Below are 23,707 nucleotides of genomic sequence, written 5' to 3' on the forward strand. Positions count from 1 at the left end.
GGGGCTACAGGTCCAGGGAGACGGGGCCGGCGGCGGCGGACACGCACGTCTGGATCAGGTCGCCGGGCTCGCCGTGCACCTCGCCGGAGCGCAGGTCCGTGACCTGCCCGGAGCGCAGCGGGGTCAGGCACGCGTGGCAGATGCCCATGCGGCAGCCGTACGGCGCGGCGATCCCGGCGTCCTCGGCCACGTCCAGCAGCGGGGCGTCGCCGGGGCCGGGGGCCTCCACGTCCGAGCGCTCGAACGTGACGAGCCCGCCCGCACCGGCCTCGCCGCCCACGAGGTCCACGCTGAACCGCTCCAGCAGCAGCTCCTCGGGCGCGTGCTCGGCCCAGAGCGCCTCGGCGGCGTCGAGGAACTCCGTGGGGCCGCACGCGTAGGCGGTGCGGTCGCGCCAGTCGGGGCACAGGGCGTCCAGGGCGGCCGGGCCCGACAGGTCCAGACGGCCGTCCTGCGACGTCAGCCGATGGTGCACGGTGAGGCCCGGGAACTGGTCGGCGAGCTCGGCGAGCTCCTCGCGGAACGGGATGTCCTCCAGGGTGCGGGCCGAGTGGACCAGGACCACGTCCGCATCCTGCCGCCGCGGCACCAGGGTGCGGATCATGGACATCACGGGGGTGAGGCCGGAGCCGGCGGTGAGCATCAGCAGCGGGCGGGGATGGCCCGGGAGGACGAAGTCGCCCTCCGGCGGGGCCAGGAACAGGACGTCGCCGGGCTTGGTGCGGCGCACGAGCGTGCCGGAGACCAGGCCCACGTCCCGCACGGTGATCTCGGGCTGCTCGCCCGCGGCGGCGGAGAGCGAGTAGGAGCGCCACCGGCGCACGCCGTCCACGTCCACGCCGATCCGGGCCCACTGGCCGGCCTCGTGGGCATGCCAGCCGGGGCCGGGGCGGAAGCGGACGGTCACGGTGCCGGCGGCGGGGTGCTCGACGGCGGTCACCACCCCGCGCAGCTGGCGCGAGGAGTGGACGGGGTCGAACAGGGCCATCACGTCCTGCGGCGTGAGCGGGTGCAGGAGCGTGGACGCCAGGCGCGACAGGAGGGGGGATGCGGCCATGAGTCAGAGCGTATGCCGCGGGGAGTCAGGTTTCTTCGCCCGCCGCGTACGATGCTCCCCAAGAGTTCATCGTCAGGAGATGAAGAATGCCCCGATCCGGTGCCCCGTCCCCGCCCTGGCAGGCCCTGCCCGCGGACCTCGCCGACGCCCTCGCCCCCGTGGTCCCGGGGGTCGCGGACCGCATCATCGGCACCGTGCCGGACCAGATCCCCGCGTACGCCGCGGCCCGGGACGGCGGCTACGGCAAGAAGATCGCGTTCGGCGTGCGGACGGCCCTCGGGCAGCTCCTCAGCCTGCCCGGGACCTCCCGCCGGACCCTGAACCCGGAGACCCGCGACCTCATGGCCTCCCTCGGCGCCGGCGAGTTCCGGGAGGGCCGCACGATGGACCACCTCCTGGGCGCCTACCGCCTCGCGGCCCGGATCGCCTTCCGCGAGCTCTCCGAGGAGTGCGCCCGCCAGGGGATGGCGATGGGCGTCGTCGTGGACCTGGGGGAGTCCATCTGGGCGTACATCGACGAGCTCTCCGCCGTCAGCGCCCAGGCCTACGCCGCGGAGCAGTCGGCGCGGGCGGGCGTGCTCGAGCGGCACCGGGCCGAGCTGGCGGCCGCGCTCCTGCACGGCACCGCGGCGCCGGCGGAGATCGACCGGCTGTCCGTGGTGGCGGACTGGCCCGTCCCCGAGCGGCTGACGGTGGCGGTCCTGCCCGAGGAGGTGGACCCGGCCGTGCGCGCGGTGCTGGTGCGCCGCGGACTGGTCCTCGAGCGCGGCGGCGAGACCGTCCTGGTGGCGCCCTCGCCGCGTTCGCCCGCCGTGCGCCGGCGGATGCTCGACGCCCTCGCCGGGACGGGGGCCGTGGTGGGACCCACCGTGATCCCGTCCCGCGTGCCGACCTCCCACCGGGTGGCGCGGGCGCTCGCGGCCCAGCGTCCGGGGCTGCCGGGGGTGGCCGAGGGCGAGGCGATCCTCGCGGAGGAGCACCTGGGGGCCGTGGTGCTCGGCGCCGCCCCGGAGGTGCTGCGTCAGCTCTCGGACCGGGTGCTCGCGCCGCTCGACGGCCTCACGGACGGCAAGCGCCGGGCCATGGAGGACACCCTGGCCTCCTGGCTGCGCCACTGGGGTCAGCGGGCCCCCATGGCCCGGGAGCTCAGCGTCCACCCGCAGACCGTGGGGTACCGCGTGGGCCGCCTGCGGGAGCTGTTCGGGGACGTCCTCGAGGACCCCGACGCGCGGTTCGACCTGGAGCTGGCCCTGCGGGGGCGGGCGGTCGTCACCGGTGGACTTTGATGCTGTGCGTCGGATAGGAATAGGTCCGGTGTGGGTCCCGTCACCCGCATCCGTGCGCCATCCCCCGTCTCGTCCGCCCGACCCTGAGGACACCATGAAGAAGACCGCCACCGGCCTCACCCTGGCCGCAGCCCTGTCCCTGACCGCCTTCTCCGCCGCCCCGGCCTCCGCGGAGGTGCCCCTCTTCGACACCTGCGCCGAGGCGCGGGAGGCGGGCTACGGCAACTTCGTCCCGGGCGACGCCAACTTCGCTAACAAGCGTGACGCCAACAGCAACGGCGTCGTCTGCGAGGGTGAGGGCCTGCGTCGCACGGACGGGGCGTCCGCTCCTGCCCCGACGGCCACGCACGACCCGACCGACCAGGCCCTGCCGGACGCCGCCTACACCTACCCGGACTGCAAGGACGCCTACGCCGCCGGTGTCTTCAACATCCCGGCCGCCTCGGACGACTACCACGACGACCTCGACTCCGACCAGGACGGCGTGGGCTGCGAGTACAACGTCGAGTACGGCGTGATCGTGGAGGGCCGCGAGGAGGCCGCCGCCGAGGAGATCGCCGCGATCAAGGCCGCCGCCGTCCAGGAGTCCGACGACGAGGACGCCTCCGACGACGAGCCGCAGGTCACCGTGGTCCCCGAGGGCACCCCGGACACCGGCGCCGAGGGCACCCCGCTGGCCCCGTTCGCCGCGGGCGCGCTGGCCCTGGCCGCCGTCGGCGGTGCTGGCGTGGCGCTGCGCCGTCGCCAGGCCTGACCCAGGGACATCCCCCGGATGAGCCCCGCCGCACCGCGTCGCCGCGGACGCCTCGTCGCGTCCGCGGCGGCGCTGTGCCTGCTCCTGGCCGGCTGCGCCGGGCCGGAGACGACGCCGGCCGCCGCCCCCGCGCCGCAGCCCGCCCCGGGCACGACGTCGGTCCCGGCCACGGCGACCCCCTCTCCCTCCGTCGAGCCGAGCACCTCCGCGTCCACCGGGTCGTGGTCCCGCGAGGACGCGGTGGAGGAGTACTGGGCCGAGGGCGCGGAGACGTCCGCGGCGGAGCCGGAGGCGGCCGCGCCCGAGGACGACGTCCTGCCCGCCGCCGTGCCCACCCGCGTGCGCGTGCCCTCCGTGGACATCGACTCCCCGTTGATGGAGCTCGGACTGCAGGAGGACGGCACGGTCGAGGTCCCGCCCACGGGCGAGGGCTCCCCGGCCGGCTGGTACCGCAACTCCCCGACGCCCGGTGAGCGCGGCCCGGCGGTCCTCCTCGGGCACGTGGGGAACGCGCACGGTCGGCTCGGCGTCTTCGGCCGGCTGGAGGAGCTGGGGCCGGGCGACGTCGTCGAGGTGGACCGCGAGGACGGCACCACCGCGGTCTTCACCGTGGACCGCTCCGTCTCCTACGAGCGGGCCGACTTCCCGAAGGACGAGGTCTACGGGAACACGGACGACGCCCAGCTGCGCCTGATCACCTGCGAGGACTACAGCGCCTGGACCGGACGCTGGGAGGCCAACCACGTCGTCTACGCGCGCCTGACGGGCTGACCGCCCGCCTGCGCGCCCCGCGCGTCCCGCACCCCGGCCCTCGCCGTGCCCGGCCGGACCGGGATACGCTCCGCCCTGCACCCCGCGGATCAGCCCCGGGGGCCGACACCCGGAGGACACCGCCATGCCGCAGAACCACGACCTGGACGCCCAGCTGGCCGAGGCCGAGACCTACCTCATCCACGTGCTCACCGAGGCCGTGCCGCCGCAGGACCCCACGAACTTCGAGATCACCGCCGCCGCCCGCGACTTCTACGAGCAGCACGGCACCTACGACGTGCAGGGTGCCGGCGCCGAGGCCGCCGAGGAGCTGCTCGCCCGTCACCGCCGCCCCGTCCGCTGACTGCGCTGCGCACCGTGACCCCCGTGGCGCCCCCGATCTCCACCGACCCGTCCGTGGCCGTCCTGATCTGGGGCGCCACGCACGTCCACACCCAGGACCACCGCGACGCCGTCGCACGCCATCCGCGCGCCCGCCTCGTGGCCGAGGTCTTCGACGACGGCGCCGCGGACCCCGCCGCGCAGGCGGCGGGGATCGACTGGGCGGGCGTGGACGCCGTGATCCTGGACGGCCGGACCGAGCACCACGCCGCGCAGCTGCGCGCGGTGCCCGCCGGGACCCCCGTGTTCGTGGAGAAGCCCCTCGGGGTGGACGTCGCCGCGGCGGCGGAGGTGGCCGCCCTGCTCCGTGGCCGCCCCCACTCCGTGGGCTTCTTCCAGCACCTGCTGCCGGCCACGCGCCGGTGGGCGGCCCAGGTCCGCCTGGCCGCCGACCTCACGGCGGCCGCGCCCGAGCGGATCACCCTGGACTTCGGCCACGACGGCCGGGTCACCGGCATGTTCTCCGGCTCGCACGCCTGGATGGTGGACCCCGCCCGCGGCGGGTCCGGGAACTTCCTGGACCTCGGCCTGCACCTGGTGCACCTGGCCCGTCGCCTGGGCCTGGGACGCCTGGACCCCGTCTCCTGCACGCTCGAGCCCGCCGTGGACGGCCTGTCCGACGCCGGCGGGTCGGCCGTGCTCAGCGACGGCCGCACCGAGGTCCGGCTCAGCGTGACGGCGAACCGGCGGCGCGAGTTCACCGCGCGTGCCGAGTGGGCCTCCGGCGCCGGCGTGCCGACCTGGGAGGTGCGCGGCGGCACCCTGTTCCGCGACGGGCATCACGTCCTGACCGGCCAGGGCCCCGACGCGGCGATCGCCACCACCGCCTTCCTCGACGCCGTCACGGGCGAGCCGTCCGAGCTGGGCACCACCGACGCCGCCGAGGCGCTGGCGGTGCAGGAGCTCGTGGCGGCCCTGCTGGAGCTGGCCTGAGCAGGGGCCCGCGCGGCTCAGACCAGCGACATCCCCATCACGGTGCGGGAGCTGATCCCCAGCGCCGCGAACACCTCGGCGGGCATGCCCGAGACGTCGTCGTCCACATGGGTCATCCCGATCTTCTCCGCCACGCGCCGCGACGCCGTGTTCCCCGGGTGGATGATCGCCACGAGCTGGTCCGCGAGGGCGCGATCGCGGGCGAGGTCCCGGCAGGCGGCGGCGGCCTCCGTGGCGTACCCCCGCCCCTGTCGGTCCGCGCGCACGTGGTAGCCGACCTCGAGCCGGCGCTCGCCGTTCACCGACTGCCAGGTCAGTCCGCAGTCGCCCAGGAACGCGCCCTCGTGGCCCTCGATGATCCACAGCCCGTGCCCGTCCTGCAGGTACCGCGTCCGGTTGCCCGCGATCCACAGGACCGCCTCCTCGGGCGTCTTCGGCGCCGGGTAGTGGGCCATCACGGCCGGGTCGCCGAGCAGCGCGGCCATCGGGACGACGTCGGCCTCCGTCATCTCACGGAAGCGCAGGCGGGCGGTGGGGGCGGGGAGCATGGGGCGAGCGTAGCCGCGCCGCCGGTAGCGTGCGGGGCATGAGGATCGCTGCGCTCGACGTCGACGGGACCCTGCTGTTCGAGGACCGGATCGCCCCGGAGACGGTGGCCGCCGTCCGGGACTGGCGCGCGGCCGGGCACCTGGCCGTGGCGGCCACGGGCCGCTCGATCGCGGCGTTCGAGCTCGCCCAGCGCGGCGGCCCCGTGGAGGTGGACTACGGGATCCTGGCGACGGGCGCCGTCGTGGTGGACGCCGCCGGCGAGGTCCTGCACCGGCGCACCCTCTCGCGCGCCACCGTGCGTGCCGTCCTGGAGGAGGTGCGGGGCATGCCCGAGGTGGTCGCGTACGGGTCCGCGGTGGGGCGGGCGGACGGCCGGTTCTTCTCCACCCGCACGGACGGCCGCGGTCATGCGCTCCTGCGCGAGGTGCGCGAGCTCGGCCCGGACGCCGCGGACGCGGAGGACTTCATCAGCATGCCCGTGTGGATCCCCGACGACGCCGAACGGCGCCGCGTCGCCGACTGGGTGGAGACGACCTTCGACGACGCCGTGGTCCAGGTCAACGAGCACTTCGCGGACATCCTGCCGGTGGGCTCCACTAAGGGGGACGCCCTGGGCTGGCTCGTGACGCACCTGGGGGTGCCGCGCGAGGAGGTCGAGCTGCTCACGTTCGGCGACTCCTGGAACGACCTGTCCATGCACGCCGTGGCGGACCGCTCCTTCAGCTTCCCCTGGTCGCCGGCGCCGGTGCGGGCGGCCACGCACGAGGTGGTCGACTCCGTGGCCGAGGCGCTGCCGCGGCTGATCTGACGGGTGGGGCGCCGCCTCACACGACGCGCGTGAGCCGCCCGAGCGCGTACCCCATCAGCGGCCGGTAGGCCGCGAGCAGCCACCCCGGCCCGGTGACGGTCACGCCGGCGCGGGTGCCGGCGTCGTGGTGGTCCGGGGAGGGGCCGGCGGGCTCCACGGTGTGCTCCAGCGCCATGCGCCACGGTCCGAGGCGGACGTCCCACGCCCACGTGCGGGCGGCCGCGTCCACGGCGGTGATCCGGAACGGGACGGGCACCGCCCACGCCACCCGGACCGTGCCTGTGGTGCCGGGGCGGATCACCGCGTCCGCGGTCTCGACGCCGGTCAGGTGGGGGGCCCAGGACGGCCAGCGGTCCGGGTGCAGGTAGGCGGCCCAGACGTCGTCGGGGTGGGACGGGCCGGTGCGGGAGGTGTGGATCCGGCTGTGTCCGGGGACGGTGGGCCGGGTGCGGCGCGGGCGGGGGAACGGGCGGAGAAGCATGGCCCCACGATCCCATGGGTGCGGGGAGCCCGGGCCTGCGGAGCGTCCAGAAGGTGAGATCACGTCCACATGGTGAACGTGAATCCGTGGGCGTCGACTCAGTGAATCATCATGAACCCATGAGGACCCCGCACCCCGCCTTCACCCCCAGCCCGGCCACGGGCGCCCTCCTCGCGCTGACCGCCGCCCGTGCGGTGCCCCACGCGGAGTTCGTCGCGGCCGCCCCGGACGCCCCCGGCGTGGTGGGCGTGCACGTGGACCTCGACGGCGCCCGTCGCCTCGGCCTGACGGACCGCGCCCTGGCGGGCGGCCTCGTCTACGTGATCGCCGCTCCCGTGTCCCTGCGGGACCGGGCGGTGCGCGCCCACTTCCAGTCCGGCCGCACGGCCGCGTCCCATCTGCGCGCCGGCGTGGCCGCGCTGCTCTCGGAGGACCTCGAGCTGGACGGCGTCCCGCGCAGCCCCGGCGTGTCCGGCCGACGCGGGCTGACCTCGGACGCCGAGGAGGAGCTGACCGCCTGGATGCGTGCCCACCTGCGGCTGAGCTGGTGGGAGGCGCCGGAGGGCGTCGACGCCGCCGAGGTGGCCGCGGCCGTGACCCGCGAGCTCTCCCCGGCGCTGCACTCCACCGGCGTGGACCGCCCGTGGGACCGCCTCACCGAGAGCCGCCGGGCGATCGTCCAGCGGGCCCGCCGCTCGGCGACCCTCTGACGCTCACCCGCCGTCTTCCCCTCCCGCCGTTCGGGCCGCGACGCCCGCCGCGCTCACCTGTGAGGATGAGGTGCGTCACAGGCTGATCACGGCCGCGTGTCACCCGCTCGTCGTTCGCTTCGGAGGCCCGATGACTCGCACCCGCACCCCCCTGCTCCTGACGACCGGCGCCATGGCGGCGCTCGCCTTGGCGACCGGTTGCGCGGCCGAGGAGGAGGTCTCGGCACCGGCCACGACGTCGACTCCTTCCTCCTCCACCATGGCCGCGACGGCTGCCGCGTCCAGCTCGCCCGACGCCCTCGCCTCGAGCTCTGCGATGGTCTCATCGGCCTCAACACCGAGTGCGGCCTCCTCCGAGAACACCGCCGGTGCGGAGTCGGAGACAGATGCCCCCACGACGTCGGCGCCGCCTGCGGCTCCGACGGGGAGCGGGGAATCCGAGACAGAGGGTGACGAGGACTCCTTCGAGGCCTCGGCGGTCGCGGAGGCCGGGGCGGAGTCCGATGAAGGCGACGACTCCGACGGCGGATCCGGGACCTCCGGTGACACAGCCGGCTCGGGCGAGCTGGCCTCGGCGCGCAGTCAGGCACGTTCGTACCTCGAATTCACGGGATTCTCGCGCACCGGTCTCATCGATCAGCTTGAATACGAGGGCTACTCGAATGCCGTGGCCACGGAGGCGGTCGACGGGATGGACATCGACTTCGACGCGGAGGCTCTCCAGTCTGCGGAGTCCTACCTCGAGCACACTGCGTTCTCCGGGGAGGGCCTCCAGGGGCAGCTCGAGTTCGAGGGGTACACCCCGGAACAGGCGGCTGGAGCGGTGGCCGCCGTCGGCGTGGATACCGCGTCCGAGGCCGTGGAGTCAGCACGGTCGTATCTGAAGCATTCCGGCATGTCCGAGTCCGGCCTGATCGACCAGCTCGAATACGAGGGCTTCTCCGCGGAAGAGGCGGCGTCCGCCGTCGAAGGTCTGGATGTGGACTGGGCCGCCGAGGCGGCGGAATCGGCGGCGTCGTATCTGAAGCACACGTCCATGTCGCGGTCGGCTCTGATCGATCAGCTCGTCTTCGAGGGCTTCACGCCGCCCCAGGCCGAGGCGGGGGTGTCGGCCGCCGGCCTCTGACGCCACCGCGTCACAACACCGGGCGCCCCTTCGCCTGGAAGGGGTGCCCGGCGTCGTCGTCAGCCCTTCACGCCGCCGGCGGTGAGGCCGGAGACGATGTACTTCTGCAGGAACAGGAACAGCGCCATCACGGGCAGGGCTGCCAGCACGGCGCCCGCCGCGAACACGCCCCAGTTCTCCGACCGGGTCTCCGAGACGTACCCGTACAGGCCCACGGCCAGGGTCTGCGCCTGCGGGTCGGTGAGCACCACCGAGGCGATCACGAACTCGGACACCGTGGAGATGAAGGACAGCAGCGCCACCACCGCGAGGATCGGCGTGACCAGGCGCAGGATGATGCGGAAGAAGATCTGCACATGGGAGGCGCCGTCCAGCTTCGCGGCCTCGTCCAGGGACGTGGGCACGGTGTTGAAGAAGCCGTACATCAGGTAGGTGTTCACGCCCAGCGCGCCGCCGAGGTACACCATGATCAGACCCAGATGGGTGCCGATGCCCAGGGCGGGCACGATGTCCCCGATCCAGTTCAGCAGCAGGAAGATCGCGACGACGGCCAGGAGCTGCGGGAACATCTGCACCAGCAGCAGGGTCAGCAGGCCCACGCGCCGGCCGCGGAAGCGCATCCGGGAGAACGCGTAGGCGGCGAGCGCGCCGAGGAACACCGTGGCCACCGAGGTGACGACGCCGATGATCAGGGTGTTCAGGAACCACCGGCCGAAGGGGCGCTGCTGGTCCTGGAACAGGTCCACGTAGTTCTGCGTGCTGAACGCGCTGAACAGCGTGTTGGAGCTGGCCATCGTGCCGGTCGGGTCGAAGGACGCCGAGAGCACGTAGAGCAGCGGGAACAGGGAGAACGCGCTGGCCAGCACGCCCACGGCATGCCGCCAGCCGTCCTCCCTGAGCCACCGTCCGAAGCCGCGCTGGGAGCCGGAGGGGCCGTCGTCGTCCCAGCGGATGGGGTCGGCCTCCTGGGCAGCCAGCGCCGCGGCCATGCCGGTGGCGCCCGGTTCGGGGGCGGCGGAGGCGGTGGTGGCGGCCGTCTCCGGCCCGGGGGTGTCCCGGTGTCCGCGGGGGTCCTGGGGTGCGGGGGAGCTGCTCACGAGTTGATCTCCTCGAGGGCCTTGGTGCGGCTGAAGCTGACGGCGGAGACGGTGGCCACGATCAGGAAGATCACGATCGACAGGGCCGAGGCGAGGCCGAAGTCACGGCCCACCCCGGAGAACGCGGTCTTGTAGACCACCGTGATCAGGATGTCCGTGGCGCCGATGTTGCCCGAGGCGTCCGGGAACTGCGGGCCGCCGCCGGTCAGCATGTAGATGATGTTGAAGTTGTTGAAGTTGAAGGCGAACGAGGAGATCAGCAGGGGGGCCACCGACACCAGCAGCAGGGGCAGCTTGATGGAGCGGAAGATCCGCCACGCGCTGGCACCGTCCATCTTGGCGGCCTCGTCCACGTCCTCGGGGAGCGACTGCAGGGCGCCCGTGGTCACCAGGAACATGTAGGGGAAGCCGAGCCAGAGGTTCACCAGGAGGACGGAGAACTTGGCGAGCCACGGGTCCGTGAGCCACTGGATGTCGGCCCCGCCGAACAGGGTGCTGTTGACGAATCCGAACTCCGGGTTCAGCAGGCCGGACCACACGAGGCCGGACAGGAACGCCGGGAAGGCGTAGGGGAGGATCATCAGCACGCGGTAGACGCGCCGGCCGCGCATGGTGGCCTTGTTGAAGGTGATCGCCAGGAGCAGCCCGAGCACGAACGTGGTGGCCACGGACAGGAACGCGAACGCGAACGTCCACACGGTCACGCGGATGAGCGGGTCCCGCAGCTGGGGGTCGGTGAACGCCTTGGTGAAGTTCTCCAGGCCCACGAACACCCGCCAGCCGTTCTGCAGGGTGCTCCCGTCCTCCGCCGCGAACTGCCCCTCGCCGTTGTCGCGGTAGACGGTGCCGTCCTGGGTGTCCGTGAAGGTGTCCGAGGCGGCGTCGTACTTCAGGGCGGGGGCGTAGGCGTAGGCGACCGAGCCGTCCTGGGTCTTGAGCGAGCCCGCGGCCGGGTCGTCCGAGAGGGGGACGTCCAGCTCGGCGACCTCGCCCTGACGGCTCAGCAGGTCCCCGAAGGTGAGGGGGGTGTACCCCTCCGCGGCGACCGGGCGGTCCCCGGAGACCTCCGCCTCCACGGGCTCGAGGGGGCTCTCCGAGGAGCCGACCATGGCCTGCCCGTCCTGGACGGTGAGCAGGTGCAGCTCCCCGCCGCGGTCCACCACCGTGACCGGGTAGGCGGGGGAGTCCGGCACGCGCACGCTCGAGGACCGTTGGATGGCCTCGATGGCGGCGGGCTTGTCCGAGTTGTGCCCGTCACCGTAGTTCGTGAAGGCGATGTAGGAGGAGTACAGCACCACGAACACCTGGAACAGCACCAGGAAGAACACGCCCGGGGCCAGGTACTTCGCGGGCAGTCCGCCCCGGCGGAGGTAGATCCAGTTGATCAGCAGGGTCACGGCCAGCGTCACCGCGAAGACCACCCAGTCGCCGGCGGCGGCGAGCTGGAACAGCACGAAGCCCGCGAACGCGTCTACGAGCCCCAGCAGGACGATCTTGACCAGGGTGCCCGTCAGCCCGTCGGGGCCGCGTCCGGCCGCACCGCGACGCCGGGCGGGGGCGTCGTCGTCGGGGGCGCCCGTGCGGTCCGGCGCCGTGGAAGTCGTGCTCATGGTCCCTCATCCGGCCCAGACGGGCCCTCGTCGGTGGTGTGCGGCGGGGTGCGCCTCCGGAGACCGTCACGGCCGCCGGAGGCGAGCGTCCCGCCGCGGGCCCGCACCGGGGCCCGCGACGGGACGGGGGTCACTTCCCGAGCTTGCCCTCGATGTCGGACACCATCTTCTTCCAGGCCTCGGCCGGCTCGGCCTCGCCCTTGATGATGCGCATCTCGGCGGAGCCCCAGTACTCGAACACGGCGCCCATCTCCGGGGCGGCGGGCATCGGGACGCCCTCCTTGGCGATCTCGCCGAACGCCTTGACGACCTCGTCCTCCGCCGCCTTGTCGAAGGAGGCCGTCAGGGCGGGGGCGCGCTTGCCCTCCTGGTACAGGGCGTCCTGCGCCTGCTCCGTGGAGAGGTAGTTGATGACGAACTCGTTGGCGGCCAGCTTGTTCTTGGACTCCGCGGAGACGAAGAACGCGTTGACGCCCACGAACGGCTGCGCGGGCTGGTCACCCATGGCCGGGATGGGCTCGACCGCGAAGTCGACGCCGGCCTTCTGCGCGTCCTCCACGTTCCAGGGGCCGGTCAGGAAGTACGCGGCCTGGCCCTTGAAGAACTGCTCCTTGGCGATGTCGCCGGTCATGTTGGGGTTGAACATGCCCGTGCCCTCGGGACCGTGCTCCGCTAGCTTGGCGGCGAAGGCCTCGCCCTCGGGGCCGCCCATGGCCAGCGAGCTGACGTCGTAGGAGCCGTCGGCCTTCTGCGTGAAGACGGGGGCGCCCATCGAGGTCTGGAAGGGGTACAGGTGGTAGGGGTCGCCCTGGACGGGGTCCAGGCCGACGACGAAGCCGTACTTGGCCTTGCCCTCGTCCACGACCTTCTGGCTCTCGGTCACGAGCTCGTCGAAGGTCTTCGGGGCGGTCTGCGCGAGCGCGGTGTTGCGCAGCAGCGCGATGTTCTCCACCGAGTAGGGCACGCCCCAGGTCTTGCCCTGGTAGGTCACGGCCTGCACGGCGGTCTCGGAGAACTCGCCGGCCTTCTGCCCCATCTCCAGGGGCTCGATGACGCCGTTCTGGACGAGCGCGCCGATCCAGTCGTGCGCACCGACGATCACGTCCGGGCCCTTGCCGGTGGGCGCCTGGGTGATGAAGTCGTCCCGCATGGAGGAGTTGTCCTTCACCACCAGGTTGACGGTGATGCCCTTCTCCTCCTTGAACTTCTTGGCCACGGCCTCCAGGGGGCCCTGACGGTTCTGGTCCACCCACATGGTGATGGTGGTGGCCCCGCCCTGGGTGAGGTCCTGGGAGGAGGAGGCCGCCCCGGCGGACGCGGAGCCCGCGGAGGAGGACGGGGCGGAGGAGGTGCCGCCCGAGCAGGCGCTCAGGGCCAGGGCGGAGACCGCGCCGGTGAGGGACAGGGCGAAGGTGCGGCGGGACATTCCGCCGGGGATGTTCGCAGTCATGGCTGCCTTTCGGTGCTGGGCGACCTCGTGGGATCGCCGTACGGCAGAGCCGCGGGCGGTCGCGCCGTCGCGACCGAGGTCGAAGCCGTCCGGGGGTCGGTGGGCCGACCCTGGACGGGATGGAAGAAGTGTAAGCGCTTCCAGTGTGGCGGTCCACACACACGGCCTCGGCGGCTGTTCGCCGCAGGAAACGGCAGAGCTGTCCGCGCCCGGGTCGCACAGGGGCCGGTGGAAACGTTTCCACTCCGTGCGTGGCGGGCCTAGGATGTGGCCCAGTTCACCCGCCTGACGGCGGCCCGGTTCGAGAGAAGCAGAGACCCCATGACCGGCATCAAGGACGTCGCGCACGTGGCCGGCGTCTCCACCGCGACGGCGTCGCGCGCGCTCACGGGCTCCGGCGCGGTGGCGGCGGCGACCCGCGCGCGCGTGCAGGACGCCGCCCGGGTGCTGGGCTACGTGCCGCACGCCCCCGCGGTATCCCTCGCCTCGAGCCGCACGGGCACGGTGGGGGTGGTGGTCCCGGACGTGAACCGCTGGTTCTTCGCGGCTGCGCTCGAGGGGATCGCCCACGAACTCATGGAGGAGGGCCTGGACCTGACCCTGCTCAACGCCGGGGTGTCCCCGGGCCACCGGGGGACCATCTTCTCCGAGCTGGTCCATCGCGGCCGGCTCGACGCGCTCGTCACGGTCTCCTTCAAGCTCAACGGCTTCGAACTGGCGGGTCTGGCGCGCCTGGGCCGGCCCGTCGTCGCACTCGGCGGCCTCGTGGACCCGGGCGTCGCGCTGCCCGACTGGTACACGGCCCTGCAGGTGGACGACGCGGCCGCGGCGACCCTCGCCGCCGAGCACCTGGTCGAGCTCGGGCATCGGGACGTCGCCTTCCTGGGCACCGTGCCCGAGGACGTGGAGTTCCAGGTGAGCACCGAGCGCACGCGCGGGTTCGAGCGGACCATGGCTCGGGCCGGCGTCCTCGTCCCGCCGCACCGGATGGTCGAGGCGGACTTCACCCTCGGCGGGGCCTGTCACCGGGTGCGCGCCCTGCTCGAGGGGCCGGGCCCGAGGCCGACCGCGATCCTGGCGATCTCGGATGAGATGGCCATGGGTGCGTGCATGGCCGCCCTGTCGCTGGGGCTGCGCGTGCCGGAGGACCTGTCCGTGATCGGCGTGGACGGGCACCCGGACGCCGCCCGCCTGGGCCTGACCACCGTGGACCAGACGCCGCGGGAGCAGGGCCGCCGGGCCGCCCGCCTCGTCGCCGAGACGCTGCGCGGCACGTCCGAGCCCCGCCGCATCCTGCACCGGCTCCACCTGCGCCGCCGCGCCAGCACCGCCCCGCCGCCCTAGGCGGCCGAACAGGCGACGGCGGTCCCGTCATCGCCCCCTCAGACCCCCTTCCACCCGGATCGTCGGGCACGTGCCTGCCCGTGAAAGGACCCCCCATGGCCTCCGTGACGTTCAAGTCCGCCACCTGCCAGTACCCCAACGCCCCCCGCCCCTCCGTGGACCGGCTGGACCTGGAGATCGCCGACGGCGAGTTCCTCGTGCTCGTGGGCCCCTCGGGCTGCGGCAAGTCCACCTCCCTGCGCATGCTCGCCGGCCTCGAGCCCCTCACCGGGGGGCGGGTGTTCCTGGGCGACCGGGACATCACCGACGTGGAGCCCAAGGACCGGGACATCGCGATGGTGTTCCAGAACTACGCCCTCTACCCGCACATGACCGTGGCGGACAACATGGGCTTCGCCCTGAAGATCGCGGGCGTGCCCGCGGACGAGAGCCGCCGGCGCGTGGAGGAGGCCGCCAAGCTCCTCGACCTCGAGCAGTTCCTGGACCGCAAGCCCAAGGCCCTCTCCGGCGGCCAGCGGCAGCGCGTGGCCATGGGCCGCGCGATCGTCCGGAACCCGCAGGTGTTCCTCATGGACGAGCCGCTGTCCAACCTGGACGCCAAGCTGCGCGTGCAGACCCGCGCCCAGATCGCGCAGCTGACCCGCCGGCTGGGGACCACCACCGTCTACGTGACCCATGACCAGACCGAGGCCATGACCATGGGCGACCGGGTGGCCGTGCTCAAGGACGGCCTGCTCCAGCAGGTGGACACGCCGCGCAACCTCTACGAGCGCCCGCGCAACGTCTTCGTTGCCGGGTTCATCGGCTCCCCGGCCATGAACATCCTGCGCCTGCCTCTGGCCGAGGGCGGCGTCCGATTCGGCTCCGCGGTGCTCCCGGTGGAGCGCGAGGTGCTGGCCTCCGCCGGCCGCGAGGTGGACCTCGGTGTGCGTCCGGAGGACCTGGAGATCACCTCGGGGGACGGCCTGGAGGTGGAGGTGGACACCGTGGAGGAGCTGGGCGCCGACGCCTACGTGTACGGCCACACCGTGCTGGACGGTCAGGAGCACATGATCACCCTGCGCACCGGGGGCTACACCGCTCCGGGCAAGGGGTCGGTGGTCCGTGTGCTCCCGCACCACGACCGCGTGCACCTGTTCCACGCCGAGAGCGGCGAGCGCCTCAACGGCTGAGGCCCTCGACATCACAACGCCGGGCGCCCCTTCGCGCGGAAGGGGCGCCCGGCGTCGTCGTGCTCGCGCCCTTCCCGCCTCGCCGCTCGGGGGCGGGCGGGGGAGCAACCGGGGTTGACGCCGGGGCGTGTCGTCAACCATGGTTGACGCATGGCATCCCCCGACCTCCCCGAGCCGACGACGGCGCCCGGCGCCGCCGGAACGGACCTCGCCGCCGCGGCCGCGGACGTGCAGGACCCCCAGCGGGGCCTGCGCGCCGTGGCCGCGCTGCGCCGTCTCACCGACGAGCTCGAGCTGACCCAGGTGGAGGCCGCGCTCGCGGCCGGCCTCGGCTGGCCCGAGATCGCCGCCGCGCTCGGCGTGACCCGCCAGGCCGCGCACAAGAAGTTCAGCCGCCGCGTCAGCACCGAGCTGCGCCGCCCCCGACGGACGGAGACCCGATGACCCGCCTGACCGACACCCTCACCGCCCTGCCCGGCCGCCTCGTGGCGAAGCCCGCCGCCACCCGCCGTGCCCTGGCCACCGCCCAGGACCTCGCCGCGGCAGCGTGGCACGAGGCGGACGCCGCCGGCCGCGACGCCGTCACCCTCGACGACCTGCTGGTCGCCTTCGCCCTGGTGGGCGGGCCGGTGGGTCGGACCCTCGCCGCCCACGGCCTGACGGCGGAGGTGCTGCGTGCCGGCGTGCGCGACCGGGACGCCTCCGACCTCGCCGCCCTCGGCATCACCCCGCCGCCGGCCGCCGAGCCGGTGCGCGTCCCGGGGCGTCTGGACCCGCGGCGCTCCTTCCGTCTGGATCCGGAGGCCGCCCGCTTCCTGGAGAAGGCCGCCGGGTCCCCGGCCACGCTTCTTCAGGAGCTGGCGGAGCATCCCTCCGGTCGCCCGGCCGCCGCCCTGCGCTCCGCGGGCGCCGATCTGTCCGCCCTGCGCGGGGCCCTCATCGGCCTCGGCGACGACCAGGCCGAGGACAACGAGCCCGCCGCCCCGATCCCCGGCCTGCTCGACGGGCATCGGGAGACCACGCGGCGGGGCCGGCGCTGGGTGCCGGTGTCCGCGGAGGCGGTGGGCGCCGTCGTCGGCGATGCGGAGGCGATGCGTCCGCTCCTGCTCCCCGAGGCCGAGGGGGCGGGCCAGGAGGTGCGGGTCGCCCCGGGCCTGCTGGCGAGCAGAGTGAAGGGCCGCCCCTTCGAGTACCGCCTCGTCCGTGATGCCGACGTCGACGGCGCCCGCGAGCTGGTCTGGCAGATGTTCTGGCCCGAGGGTGTGCGCCCGCGGGGCGAGGGCGCGGATCCGCGCGGCGCCTATCTGCACGTCCGGATCGAGCCCGACGACGGCGGGTCCGTCCTCACCCTGACCCGCGGCGTGCGGGGCTTCGGCCGACTCGGCGGGATTGTCGGACCGCTGATGGCGGTCTTCGGCGGCTCGGGGAACCGGGGCATGCTCCGCGGGATCCTGGAGCAGGCCCGCCGGGGCTGAGGCGCCCTCCGGACGGCAGTCTCGGACATCCACGTGTGGTCGTATGTGCGCCGAAGCCGTGCACACCTATGCTCGCGCCATGAGCGACGACGTCCCCGCCCTGACCGTGGACACCCTGCTGACCGGCCCCCGCGGGCGGGACCTGTGCTTCGCCCTGCTGCCCGACCCGCCGCCGACCCCGTTCGGGCCCGTGCCCGCGGACGCGGCCGAGGCGATGCGCGCGGCCGTCGGACGCTGGGACCCCGCCTCGCTCACCCGCTCCACCCTGCACGCGGCGCTCCTGACGAGCGTGGACGACGCGATGTACTGGCAGGCGCCGTGGGAGCACGAGGCGTTCCTCGCCGCGGACGGTGTGGCGGAGGCGTTGCGCCCGGTGGCCGAGGTCGTGGTCGCCCACCCGGACACCGCGTGGTGGACCCGGCCGTGCCCGGTGCGGCAGTGGAGCCTGCACCCGTGGGAGCATCCGGCGGTCGGCGGACGTCCCGAGGGGGTGCCCGCGGAGCCCATCGAGCGGTTCTTGACGGAGGCCGAGGACGACGAGCGCCGGTTCCGGGCCTGGCGAGAGGCGGGCGAGGGCCCGGTGGGCGGGATCTGGTGGACTCAGCCCCCCATGCGCTTCACCCGCGCGCAGATCCCGGAGGCCTTTGACCTCATCGAGGACTCCGACGCTCCCGAGGAGGTCTCCGCCTACCCCGTGCGCGGCCACGGGCGGGTCCTGGAGATCCGCGGACCGGAGGACTGGGTGGCGCTGTGCCGGGAGCATCCGTTCGAGGTCACCGAGTCCCGGCGCGCGGACTGGGGTGCCGTCACAGGCCGGCAGGGCCGCTGGTTCCTGCCGGACTGGCGGTCCGTGGCGCGCGACTGGGACGGGCTCCACCTCACCGTGGCCGGCTACCTGTCCACGGCCACCCGCGCCCTGATGTTGGACGACCCCTCCACGGGCGCCCTCACCGACGACGGCGGCGGGCGCGCCTGCCTGATGGCCGGCTTCGATCCGGACGCGACACTCTGGCTGACGGACGTGGTGCGGCCTCTGCCCGCCGAGGAGGAGCCGACGCAGCGCTGGGAGGGCGAGCCCACCCGCCGCCACCGCGCGGGGGAGCGGTGAGCGTGCGGGCCGCGGTCCGGGGTCACAGAGGTGGGACGTGGGCGGGCGTCGCCGTCGTGCTGGCTGGCGGAATGCTCGCACTGACCGGCTGCGGGGTCGGCGAGCGCCTGCTGTGGGGCGAGGAGGGGTACGCCGTGAAGGAGGCCGCCCGCTCGGTGATCGACGCCGTGGCCGCGGGCGAGGCCCCTGCGGTGTGCGACGGCGTCGACGTGGACTTCGGCGAGCCCGACGACTGGCGCGGGGCCGGCGCGGGGGAGCCCGAGCGGATCGACGGGCGGTGGCACATCAACGTGGAGGTGCGCGAGGGCGTGCCCCGGGTGGGGGAGCCCATGCCGGGTGACCTCGTCTTCGGCGAGACCCCCGACGGCCTCTGCCTCCAGGAGCACCTGCCGTCCATCCCGGTCGACGTCGGTCCGGGCTGAGCCGGCCGTCCCGCCCCCGGACCCCGGTGACTTAAGAGGTGAACCGCACGCCGTAGGATGTCCGCCATGTCCGACGCCGCCCCCGCTGCCTCGCACCGCGCCCCCGCCGACGTCGTCCCCTGGCTGGACGAGGAGGAGCGCAGCGCCTTCCTGGCGCTGATGTCCGTGGTCCTGCGGCTGGAGCCCACCCTCGACGCCCAGCTCCGCCGCGAGGCCGGGGTGACCCACTTCGAGTACTCCGTCCTCGCGAACCTCTCCGAGGCCGACGGCGGCCGACGCCGCATGAGCGAGCTCGCCCACCTCTCCTCCGGCTCCCTGCCGCGCCTGTCCCAGGTGGTCACCCGGCTCGAGAAGCGCGGCTGGGTGCAGCGCCGCCCGGACCCCGAGGACGGGCGCTACACCCTGGCCGTCCTCACCGACGACGGCCGCGCCGCCGTCGAGGCGGCCGCCCCCGGCCACGTGGCGGAGGTGCGGCGCACCGTCGTCGACCCTCTCACCCGGGCCCAGCTGCGTCAGCTCACCGCGATCGGCCGGCGGATCATGGCCCAGATCGACCCCGAGGACCGCTGCCTCGAGGGCTGAGGCGCACCGCGGCGTCCACCGCCGCAGCGGCGCCCACGCCCACCAGGTACAGAAGCAGGTCCGACCACAGGAAGCCCGTGCCCAGCACGAGCCGGGCGGGCGGGAACGCCTGGCCCAGGTCCGCGGGGATGCCCGTGAGCTGGAACAGCTCGATCGCCGCGCAGATCCCGAACGCCGCAGCGGCCAGGGCGGCCGTCCGCACCCGCGGCGCGCAGAACCCCGCCAGCAGGTAGATCAGCACGGCGTACAGGGCGTCGCCGACCGGGCCGGTCCACCACGCCGTCCCGGGCACGCCGCGCAGCCCCAGGCGCACCGCCAGCCCCGCGGCCACCGTGACCACCGCCGCGAGGGCGAGGCCGAGGCGGCGACGGGCGAGCGACGTCGTGGTCGGCGTCGTCGAGGCGGGGGAGGGCCCGGAGGCAGGGGAGCGCATGGCACCGAGCCTGCCGCCTGACCCGCGCGGCCGCATCCACCCCGGGGACCATCCCCGCGTGCCCTCCCTCCTCCCGGGGGAGGAGCGGGCCGGGGCGATGGGACACTGGGCGCATGGGTCTGATCGCGGTGGTGCTGCTCTGCACGCTGGTCGGCGGCGCCCTCCAGCGGGTGAGCGGCATGGGTGTGGGAATGATCGCCGCGCCCGCGTTCACCCTGCTGCTCGGCCCCGCCGCCGGGGTGTCCCTGAGCAACGCCGCCGCGGTGGTGTCCGCGGTCCTGCTCACCCTGGTCCTCCGCCGCGACGTCGACTGGGCCCGCTTCCTGCGTCTGGCCCCGCTGCTAGTGGCCGGCTCGCTCGCGGGGGCGTGGGCCGTGCGCGTGCTCGACGTCGCCTGGCTGGAGGTGGTGCTGGGCGCCTCCATCCTCGTGGCGATCGCCGCCTCCCTCGGTCTCCAGCGGCGCCTGGCCGTGCGCGGCCCCGGCGCGGCGCTCGCCTCCGGAGCCGTGGCCGGGTTCATGAACACCACCGCAGGGGTGGCCGGGCCGGCGCTCGCGGTCTACGCGGTGGCCTCGCGCTGGGACCAGCGGTCCTGGGCCGCCACGCTGCAGCCGATCTTCCTGCTGGCCAATGTCACCTCGCTGGCCACCAAGTCGCTGCTCGGCGCGGCGGGCCTGGATGCGGGCATGCCCGTCGGTGTGGGGGTGGCGGTCCTCGTAGGGGTCCCCTCCGGGATCCTCCTGGGCGGGCTGATCGCCCGGCGGGTGCCGGCCGGCCGGGCACGCGGGCTGGCGCTGGTGCTGGCGGGCACGGGCGGCGCCGTCGCGCTGGTGCGGGGCCTGCTGGCCCTCTGACGGCCCGGGTCAGCAGCCGCGCGGGGCGCGCCAGCCGTCGCCGAGGACCACGCCGCGTGCGGCGAGGAACGGCGCGGGGTCCCGCGGCTCGCCGTCCACGCGCAGCTCCAGGTGCAGATGGGGCGCCGTGGCGGTGCCTGTCTCGCCGACCTCCGCCAGCACGTCCCCGGCCGAGACCCGCTGCCCCTCCTCGACGACGGCGCTGCCGGTGCGCGCGTGCGCGTAGAGCCACTGCCGCCCACCGGGCTCGTCCACGAGGATCACGTTGCCGCCGGCCTCCCCGCCGAGGTCCGCGCCCGTGACCACGCCGTCCGAGACCGCGCGGAACGGGGTCCCCTCCGGCACGCGGCCCAGGTCGGTCCCCCGGTGGTCCGTCAGGCGGTCCTCGTCCCTGGCGCCGGGCGGCACGCTGCCCTCGCCGAAGGGGTTGGCGCGCGGGCCGAAGCAGGACGTCACCGGCCCCAGGAACGGCGCGGAGTAGCCGTGGGCGGACAGCGGCGGCACCGCGGTGGGCTCGGGCGCCCGGGAGCGGAGCAGGCCGCGCTCCCATCCGGCCGCCGAGGACTCGCCGTCGCCGTCGGGCGTCCGGCCCTCGGGGCGGGAGCCCGGGCCGAAGGCGAGCACCAGGGAGACGACGAGCACCAGGAAGGCCATGGCGGCCAGGGCGGAGAGCACGGCGGCCGCGGCGGAGGCGCCGCGGGGCGTCGAGCGGGTCATCCGTCCAGTCTGGCATGGGGCACTGGCGCCGATCGTCCCCGGATCCTCATCATCGGCGGCGGCAATGCCGGCATCAGCGTGGCGGCGGACTACGGCATCGAGGTCATGTTCGAGAGCGAGCTCATGGAGGTCCGCCCGGACGCCGCCGAGGCCGTCATCCGCCACCACGCCACCGGCCAGGACGAGGCCCTCTCCCACGTCCTGATGCACGTGGCCCCGCCGCAGTCCCCCCCCCGACCGGCTCAAGGCCACGCCCCTGGCGGACCCCGCGAACCCCGCCGGCTGCGTGGAGGTGGACGAGCACACGATGCGTCACGTGCGGTACCCGGACGTGTTCGCCCTCGGCGACGCCGGCAGCACCCCCAACTCCACGACGGGCGCCGCGGTCCGCAAGCGGGCCCCCGTGCTGGTGGAGAACCTGCTGGCCGAGTTCGACTACAGCGGCCGACCGACGCCCTCGATCCCGCCACATCGGGACGCGGCGCGGCCGTGCGCGGTGCGTCTCGCTACGGTCGTGCCCATGACCGCGCACTCCGAGACCCCCGCGCCCTTCCGCATCCGTCCGGCCACGCTCGAGGACGTTCCCGCCGTCGCGCGCGTGGCCGCCCTGACCTTCCCGGACGCCTGCCCGCCCACCACGCCCCAGGAGGCCAAGGACGAGCACATCGCGCGGAACCTCAACCAGCAGGTCATCGCCGGCTGGATCACGGACGGCCGCCACGCGGTGCACGTGGCGGTCCGCCCCGAGGGGCACGACGACGCCGGCACCGTGCTCGGCTACGTCATGGCGGACCTGGCGCCGGAGGAGGAGCCGGACGTGACGGCCGCCGTCGGGGCGGACGTCCGCGTGGGCTGCCTGTCCAAGCTGTACCTGCTGCCCGAGGCGCGGGGCACCGGCGCCGCGGCGGCGCTCCTGGCCGCGGGGATGGCGGCCATGCGCGAGCACGGGCTGGCCCACGCGTGGCTCGGCACCTCCGTGGCCAACCACCGCGCCAACGCGTTCTACGAGAAGGTCGGCTTCCGCACCGTGGGCCGGCGCCGGTTCATGGTGGGCGGCAACCCGGAGGAGGACAACGTGCGCCTGGCCGCCCTCTGAGCCCCCGCTCCGCCCCGGGGGCCGCGATCGTGACGCACCTGTGACCGCTCCGCCGTGGCGGAGGCGGGCCGCCTCCGCACACCATGGAGGGTCGGCCCCCGCCACGACCCGGGCCGGCAGGAAGGTGATCCCGTGTCCCCCTCGCGCCGCCACGTGCTCTTCGGCGGGTCCGCCCTGTCCCTGACCGCCCTGCTCGCCGCGTGCGCGCCGGGCGAGGAGGGAGCGCCGTCGTCGTCCCCGTCCCCGGCCCCGTCCGGGAGCACCCCGGGCACGCCCGCACCGTCCTCGTCCAGCCCTGTGGGCCCGCCCCCGGCCGGGCCGCCGACGCCCTGGGCGGACGTCACGCGCGTGCCGCACCTGTTCTTCCACTCCCTCGTGGTGGACACGGACCGCGCGTTCCACGCCCACGGGAAGGCGGACGGCTACCTCGACTACATGGTCACGCTCAAGGAGTTCCATCGGATCCTGCCGCAGCTGTGGACCAACGGCTACGTCCTGGTGTCCCCGCACGAGCTCTACGAGGTGGGCGCGGACGACGTGGTGCGCCCCCGTGAGCTGATGGTCCCGGAGGGGCGCACCCCGCTGATCCTGTCCCTCGACGACTGCTCGTACTACGAGTACATGGAGGGGGACGGGTTCGCCTCCCGCCTCGTGGTGGCCGACGACGGGCGCGTGCGTACCGAGTACACCGACGCGGCGGGGAACACGGAGGTCGGCGCGCACGACATGGTCCCGGTGCTCGACGACTTCGTGGCCGCGCACCCGGACTTCACGCTCACCGGGGCCAAGGGCGTCCTCGGCCTGACCGGTTACAACGGCGTGCTCGGCTACCGGTCCTCCCCGTCCCAGTACGCGGACAGCCCCACGCTGGAGGAGGACATCGCCGCGGCCCGCCGGGTCAAGGAGGCCATGGCGGCGGACGGCTGGGAGTTCGCCTCCCACTCGTGGAGCCACCGCTCCTTGGGCGCCATGGACCTCGCGGACCTCAAGGAGGACTGCGAGATGTGGATCGCGGACGTCCAGCCGATCCTGGGGGAGACGGACATGCTGATCTACCCGTTCGGCGCGGACATCGCGGGCACCGAGACCTATGCCGGCCCCAAGTACGAGTACCTGCGCTCGATCGGCTTCCGCTCGTTCTTCCTGGTGGACGGCTCCGCCGAGGCCTGGGGCCAGCTGGAGCCCGGGTACTACCGGGGCTCGCGCATCAACGTGGACGGCATCAGCCTGGCCGCGGCCCTGGACGGCTCCCGCCCCGTCCTCGACGAGTTCCTCGACTCCGCCTCCGTGGTGGACGACGCGCGGCCGGAGACGATCCACAGCCCGAGCTACGTCCCGCCGGGGAAGCGGACCTCGCCCTCCCCGTCGGCGTCCCCGTCCGGCTGACGCCCGGTCCGATCGGTCCCGCGGTCCGCCGTCCACCGACGGCGGACCCGATTGGCACGGGCGCGCGGCGGCGGAGACAATGGGCAGGCCCGGCGCCAGACCGCC

26 protein-coding genes are annotated in these 23,707 nt (G+C 74.3%); 18 read left to right on the forward strand and 8 right to left on the reverse strand.

The genetic code is table 11. The annotated features are described in order from the left end of the window. Positions 1-4: 4 nt before the first annotated feature. A complete protein-coding gene (locus BJ976_RS11385) occupies positions 5-1,057 on the reverse strand; it encodes a ferredoxin reductase (protein WP_184231871.1) in 1,053 nt (350 codons plus the stop codon). Positions 1,058-1,143: 86 nt separating this feature from the next. Between BJ976_RS11385 and BJ976_RS11390 the strand changes: the two genes are divergently transcribed. The 5 genes from BJ976_RS11390 to BJ976_RS11410 all read left to right on the forward strand — a co-directional run bounded on the left by BJ976_RS11390 (position 1,144) and on the right by BJ976_RS11410 (position 5,182). Continuing rightward, positions 1,144-2,343: a PucR family transcriptional regulator gene (locus BJ976_RS11390; RefSeq protein ID WP_135030451.1), complete on the forward strand. Its 1,200-nt coding sequence runs from the start codon at positions 1,144-1,146 to the stop codon at positions 2,341-2,343. Positions 2,344-2,437: 94 nt separating this feature from the next. Beyond that, positions 2,438-3,097 carry an excalibur calcium-binding domain-containing protein gene (locus BJ976_RS11395; RefSeq protein WP_167736946.1) on the forward strand — a complete coding sequence of 220 codons (660 nt, stop codon included), beginning with the start codon at positions 2,438-2,440 and terminating at the stop codon, positions 3,095-3,097. Positions 3,098-3,115: 18 nt separating this feature from the next. Then, the gene (locus tag BJ976_RS11400) at positions 3,116-3,868 is read left to right on the forward strand and encodes a class F sortase (RefSeq protein WP_135030452.1); all 753 of its coding nucleotides are present in this window, start codon (positions 3,116-3,118) and stop codon (positions 3,866-3,868) included. Between the two features lie 124 nt (positions 3,869-3,992). Continuing rightward, positions 3,993-4,211, forward strand: coding sequence for a hypothetical protein (locus BJ976_RS11405; RefSeq protein WP_135030453.1), 219 nt, complete (start codon positions 3,993-3,995; stop codon positions 4,209-4,211). A gap of 23 nt (positions 4,212-4,234) precedes the next feature. Continuing rightward, the gene (locus tag BJ976_RS11410) at positions 4,235-5,182 is read left to right on the forward strand and encodes a Gfo/Idh/MocA family oxidoreductase (RefSeq protein WP_135030454.1); all 948 of its coding nucleotides are present in this window, start codon (positions 4,235-4,237) and stop codon (positions 5,180-5,182) included. A 17-nt stretch (positions 5,183-5,199) separates the two neighbouring features. Here BJ976_RS11410 and BJ976_RS11415 read toward each other — a convergent pair whose 3' ends face one another. Then, positions 5,200-5,730 carry a GNAT family N-acetyltransferase gene (locus BJ976_RS11415; protein ID WP_135030455.1) on the reverse strand — a complete coding sequence of 177 codons (531 nt, stop codon included), beginning with the start codon at positions 5,728-5,730 and terminating at the stop codon, positions 5,200-5,202. 38 nt (positions 5,731-5,768) lie between these two features. Between BJ976_RS11415 and BJ976_RS11420 the strand changes: the two genes are divergently transcribed. After that, complete coding sequence (locus BJ976_RS11420; protein ID WP_135030456.1) at positions 5,769-6,539, forward strand: HAD family hydrolase; 771 nt, start codon at positions 5,769-5,771, stop codon at positions 6,537-6,539. A gap of 16 nt (positions 6,540-6,555) precedes the next feature. Here the strand turns inward: BJ976_RS11420 and BJ976_RS11425 are convergent, their stop codons facing one another. Beyond that, on the reverse strand, positions 6,556-7,020 hold the full coding sequence (locus BJ976_RS11425; RefSeq protein WP_135030457.1) for an SRPBCC family protein: 465 nt from the start codon (positions 7,018-7,020) through the stop codon (positions 6,556-6,558). A gap of 119 nt (positions 7,021-7,139) precedes the next feature. On the opposite strand from BJ976_RS11425, the gene BJ976_RS11430 reads away from it, so the two are divergent. Then, on the forward strand, positions 7,140-7,730 hold the full coding sequence (locus BJ976_RS11430) for a GIY-YIG nuclease family protein (protein WP_135030458.1): 591 nt from the start codon (positions 7,140-7,142) through the stop codon (positions 7,728-7,730). Positions 7,731-7,860: 130 nt separating this feature from the next. Further along, positions 7,861-8,856: an Ltp family lipoprotein gene (locus tag BJ976_RS11915; protein WP_167736947.1), complete on the forward strand. Its 996-nt coding sequence runs from the start codon at positions 7,861-7,863 to the stop codon at positions 8,854-8,856. Between the two features lie 59 nt (positions 8,857-8,915). Here BJ976_RS11915 and BJ976_RS11450 read toward each other — a convergent pair whose 3' ends face one another. From BJ976_RS11450 to BJ976_RS11460, 3 genes are all read right to left on the reverse strand, one after another. Then, positions 8,916-9,845: a sugar ABC transporter permease gene (locus BJ976_RS11450; RefSeq protein ID WP_135030495.1), complete on the reverse strand. Its 930-nt coding sequence runs from the start codon at positions 9,843-9,845 to the stop codon at positions 8,916-8,918. A 104-nt stretch (positions 9,846-9,949) separates the two neighbouring features. Further along, a complete protein-coding gene (locus BJ976_RS11455) occupies positions 9,950-11,563 on the reverse strand; it encodes an ABC transporter permease subunit (protein ID WP_135030459.1) in 1,614 nt (537 codons plus the stop codon). A 130-nt stretch (positions 11,564-11,693) separates the two neighbouring features. Continuing rightward, positions 11,694-13,013 carry a sugar ABC transporter substrate-binding protein gene (locus BJ976_RS11460; protein WP_135030460.1) on the reverse strand — a complete coding sequence of 440 codons (1,320 nt, stop codon included), beginning with the start codon at positions 13,011-13,013 and terminating at the stop codon, positions 11,694-11,696. Positions 13,014-13,334: 321 nt separating this feature from the next. On the opposite strand from BJ976_RS11460, the gene BJ976_RS11465 reads away from it, so the two are divergent. The 7 genes from BJ976_RS11465 (at position 13,335) to BJ976_RS11495 (ending at position 19,116) form a co-directional block, all read left to right on the forward strand. Next, a complete protein-coding gene (locus tag BJ976_RS11465) occupies positions 13,335-14,357 on the forward strand; it encodes a LacI family DNA-binding transcriptional regulator (RefSeq protein ID WP_135030461.1) in 1,023 nt (340 codons plus the stop codon). A gap of 95 nt (positions 14,358-14,452) precedes the next feature. Continuing rightward, on the forward strand, positions 14,453-15,529 hold the full coding sequence (locus BJ976_RS11470) for an ABC transporter ATP-binding protein (protein ID WP_135030462.1): 1,077 nt from the start codon (positions 14,453-14,455) through the stop codon (positions 15,527-15,529). Positions 15,530-15,679: 150 nt separating this feature from the next. After that, positions 15,680-15,973: a hypothetical protein gene (locus BJ976_RS11475; protein WP_184231872.1), complete on the forward strand. Its 294-nt coding sequence runs from the start codon at positions 15,680-15,682 to the stop codon at positions 15,971-15,973. Further along, the gene (locus BJ976_RS11480; protein ID WP_135030463.1) at positions 15,970-17,004 is read left to right on the forward strand and encodes a hypothetical protein; all 1,035 of its coding nucleotides are present in this window, start codon (positions 15,970-15,972) and stop codon (positions 17,002-17,004) included. Before BJ976_RS11475 ends, BJ976_RS11480 begins: the two co-directional genes overlap by 4 nt. 79 nt (positions 17,005-17,083) lie before the next feature. Then, positions 17,084-18,112, forward strand: coding sequence for a hypothetical protein (locus tag BJ976_RS11485; protein WP_135030464.1), 1,029 nt, complete (start codon positions 17,084-17,086; stop codon positions 18,110-18,112). Positions 18,113-18,183: 71 nt separating this feature from the next. Beyond that, on the forward strand, positions 18,184-18,534 hold the full coding sequence (locus BJ976_RS11490) for a hypothetical protein (RefSeq protein ID WP_135030465.1): 351 nt from the start codon (positions 18,184-18,186) through the stop codon (positions 18,532-18,534). 66 nt (positions 18,535-18,600) lie between these two features. Next, complete coding sequence (locus BJ976_RS11495) at positions 18,601-19,116, forward strand: MarR family winged helix-turn-helix transcriptional regulator (protein ID WP_135030466.1); 516 nt, start codon at positions 18,601-18,603, stop codon at positions 19,114-19,116. On the opposite strand, the gene BJ976_RS11500 is transcribed toward BJ976_RS11495, so the two are convergent. Then, positions 19,073-19,549, reverse strand: coding sequence for a ribosomal maturation YjgA family protein (locus tag BJ976_RS11500; protein ID WP_167736948.1), 477 nt, complete (start codon positions 19,547-19,549; stop codon positions 19,073-19,075). The two genes, BJ976_RS11495 and BJ976_RS11500, sit on opposite strands and share 44 nt — an antisense overlap. Before the next feature lie 113 nt (positions 19,550-19,662). Here BJ976_RS11500 and BJ976_RS11505 point away from each other — a divergent pair, with 113 nt between their 5' ends. Further along, positions 19,663-20,403 carry a sulfite exporter TauE/SafE family protein gene (locus tag BJ976_RS11505; protein ID WP_135030468.1) on the forward strand — a complete coding sequence of 247 codons (741 nt, stop codon included), beginning with the start codon at positions 19,663-19,665 and terminating at the stop codon, positions 20,401-20,403. Between the two features lie 9 nt (positions 20,404-20,412). Here BJ976_RS11505 and BJ976_RS11510 read toward each other — a convergent pair whose 3' ends face one another. Beyond that, complete coding sequence (locus BJ976_RS11510; protein WP_135030469.1) at positions 20,413-21,120, reverse strand: M23 family metallopeptidase; 708 nt, start codon at positions 21,118-21,120, stop codon at positions 20,413-20,415. 316 nt (positions 21,121-21,436) lie between these two features. Between BJ976_RS11510 and BJ976_RS11515 the strand changes: the two genes are divergently transcribed. Both BJ976_RS11515 and BJ976_RS11520 read left to right on the forward strand, forming a co-directional pair. Further along, positions 21,437-22,216, forward strand: coding sequence for a GNAT family N-acetyltransferase (locus tag BJ976_RS11515; RefSeq protein WP_135030470.1), 780 nt, complete (start codon positions 21,437-21,439; stop codon positions 22,214-22,216). 132 nt (positions 22,217-22,348) lie between these two features. After that, positions 22,349-23,602, forward strand: coding sequence for a polysaccharide deacetylase family protein (locus BJ976_RS11520; RefSeq protein ID WP_135030471.1), 1,254 nt, complete (start codon positions 22,349-22,351; stop codon positions 23,600-23,602). The last annotated feature ends 105 nt before the right edge of the window (positions 23,603-23,707 follow it).

Origin of the sequence: Micrococcus flavus, assembly GCF_014204815.1 — a bacterium.
In the GTDB taxonomy this organism is placed as follows: Bacteria; Actinomycetota; Actinomycetes; order Actinomycetales; family Micrococcaceae; genus Micrococcus; species Micrococcus flavus.

Excerpts from the sequence above, each read along its gene's own strand:
- BJ976_RS11415 (WP_135030455.1), bottom strand. The coding sequence starts at position 5,730 with ATGCTCCCCGCCCCCACCGCCCGCCTGCGCTTCCGTGAGATGACGGAG.
- BJ976_RS11385 (WP_184231871.1), bottom strand. The coding sequence starts at position 1,057 with ATGGCCGCATCCCCCCTCCTGTCGCGCCTGGCGTCCACGCTCCTGCAC.
- BJ976_RS11480 (WP_135030463.1), top strand. The coding sequence starts at position 15,970 with ATGACCCGCCTGACCGACACCCTCACCGCCCTGCCCGGCCGCCTCGTG.
- BJ976_RS11390 (WP_135030451.1), top strand. The coding sequence starts at position 1,144 with ATGCCCCGATCCGGTGCCCCGTCCCCGCCCTGGCAGGCCCTGCCCGCG.
- BJ976_RS11495 (WP_135030466.1), top strand. The coding sequence starts at position 18,601 with ATGTCCGACGCCGCCCCCGCTGCCTCGCACCGCGCCCCCGCCGACGTC.
- BJ976_RS11430 (WP_135030458.1), top strand. The coding sequence starts at position 7,140 with ATGAGGACCCCGCACCCCGCCTTCACCCCCAGCCCGGCCACGGGCGCC.
- BJ976_RS11450 (WP_135030495.1), bottom strand. The coding sequence starts at position 9,845 with ATGGCCGCGGCGCTGGCTGCCCAGGAGGCCGACCCCATCCGCTGGGAC.
- BJ976_RS11420 (WP_135030456.1), top strand. The coding sequence starts at position 5,769 with ATGAGGATCGCTGCGCTCGACGTCGACGGGACCCTGCTGTTCGAGGAC.
- BJ976_RS11490 (WP_135030465.1), top strand. The coding sequence starts at position 18,184 with ATGCTCGCACTGACCGGCTGCGGGGTCGGCGAGCGCCTGCTGTGGGGC.
- BJ976_RS11460 (WP_135030460.1), bottom strand. The coding sequence starts at position 13,013 with ATGACTGCGAACATCCCCGGCGGAATGTCCCGCCGCACCTTCGCCCTG.
- BJ976_RS11455 (WP_135030459.1), bottom strand. The coding sequence starts at position 11,563 with ATGAGCACGACTTCCACGGCGCCGGACCGCACGGGCGCCCCCGACGAC.
- BJ976_RS11400 (WP_135030452.1), top strand. The coding sequence starts at position 3,116 with ATGAGCCCCGCCGCACCGCGTCGCCGCGGACGCCTCGTCGCGTCCGCG.
- BJ976_RS11485 (WP_135030464.1), top strand. The coding sequence starts at position 17,084 with ATGAGCGACGACGTCCCCGCCCTGACCGTGGACACCCTGCTGACCGGC.
- BJ976_RS11505 (WP_135030468.1), top strand. The coding sequence starts at position 19,663 with ATGGGTCTGATCGCGGTGGTGCTGCTCTGCACGCTGGTCGGCGGCGCC.
- BJ976_RS11470 (WP_135030462.1), top strand. The coding sequence starts at position 14,453 with ATGGCCTCCGTGACGTTCAAGTCCGCCACCTGCCAGTACCCCAACGCC.
- BJ976_RS11405 (WP_135030453.1), top strand. The coding sequence starts at position 3,993 with ATGCCGCAGAACCACGACCTGGACGCCCAGCTGGCCGAGGCCGAGACC.
- BJ976_RS11915 (WP_167736947.1), top strand. The coding sequence starts at position 7,861 with ATGACTCGCACCCGCACCCCCCTGCTCCTGACGACCGGCGCCATGGCG.
- BJ976_RS11425 (WP_135030457.1), bottom strand. The coding sequence starts at position 7,020 with ATGCTTCTCCGCCCGTTCCCCCGCCCGCGCCGCACCCGGCCCACCGTC.
- BJ976_RS11465 (WP_135030461.1), top strand. The coding sequence starts at position 13,335 with ATGACCGGCATCAAGGACGTCGCGCACGTGGCCGGCGTCTCCACCGCG.
- BJ976_RS11500 (WP_167736948.1), bottom strand. The coding sequence starts at position 19,549 with ATGCGCTCCCCTGCCTCCGGGCCCTCCCCCGCCTCGACGACGCCGACC.
- BJ976_RS11475 (WP_184231872.1), top strand. The coding sequence starts at position 15,680 with ATGGCATCCCCCGACCTCCCCGAGCCGACGACGGCGCCCGGCGCCGCC.
- BJ976_RS11510 (WP_135030469.1), bottom strand. The coding sequence starts at position 21,120 with ATGACCCGCTCGACGCCCCGCGGCGCCTCCGCCGCGGCCGCCGTGCTC.
- BJ976_RS11395 (WP_167736946.1), top strand. The coding sequence starts at position 2,438 with ATGAAGAAGACCGCCACCGGCCTCACCCTGGCCGCAGCCCTGTCCCTG.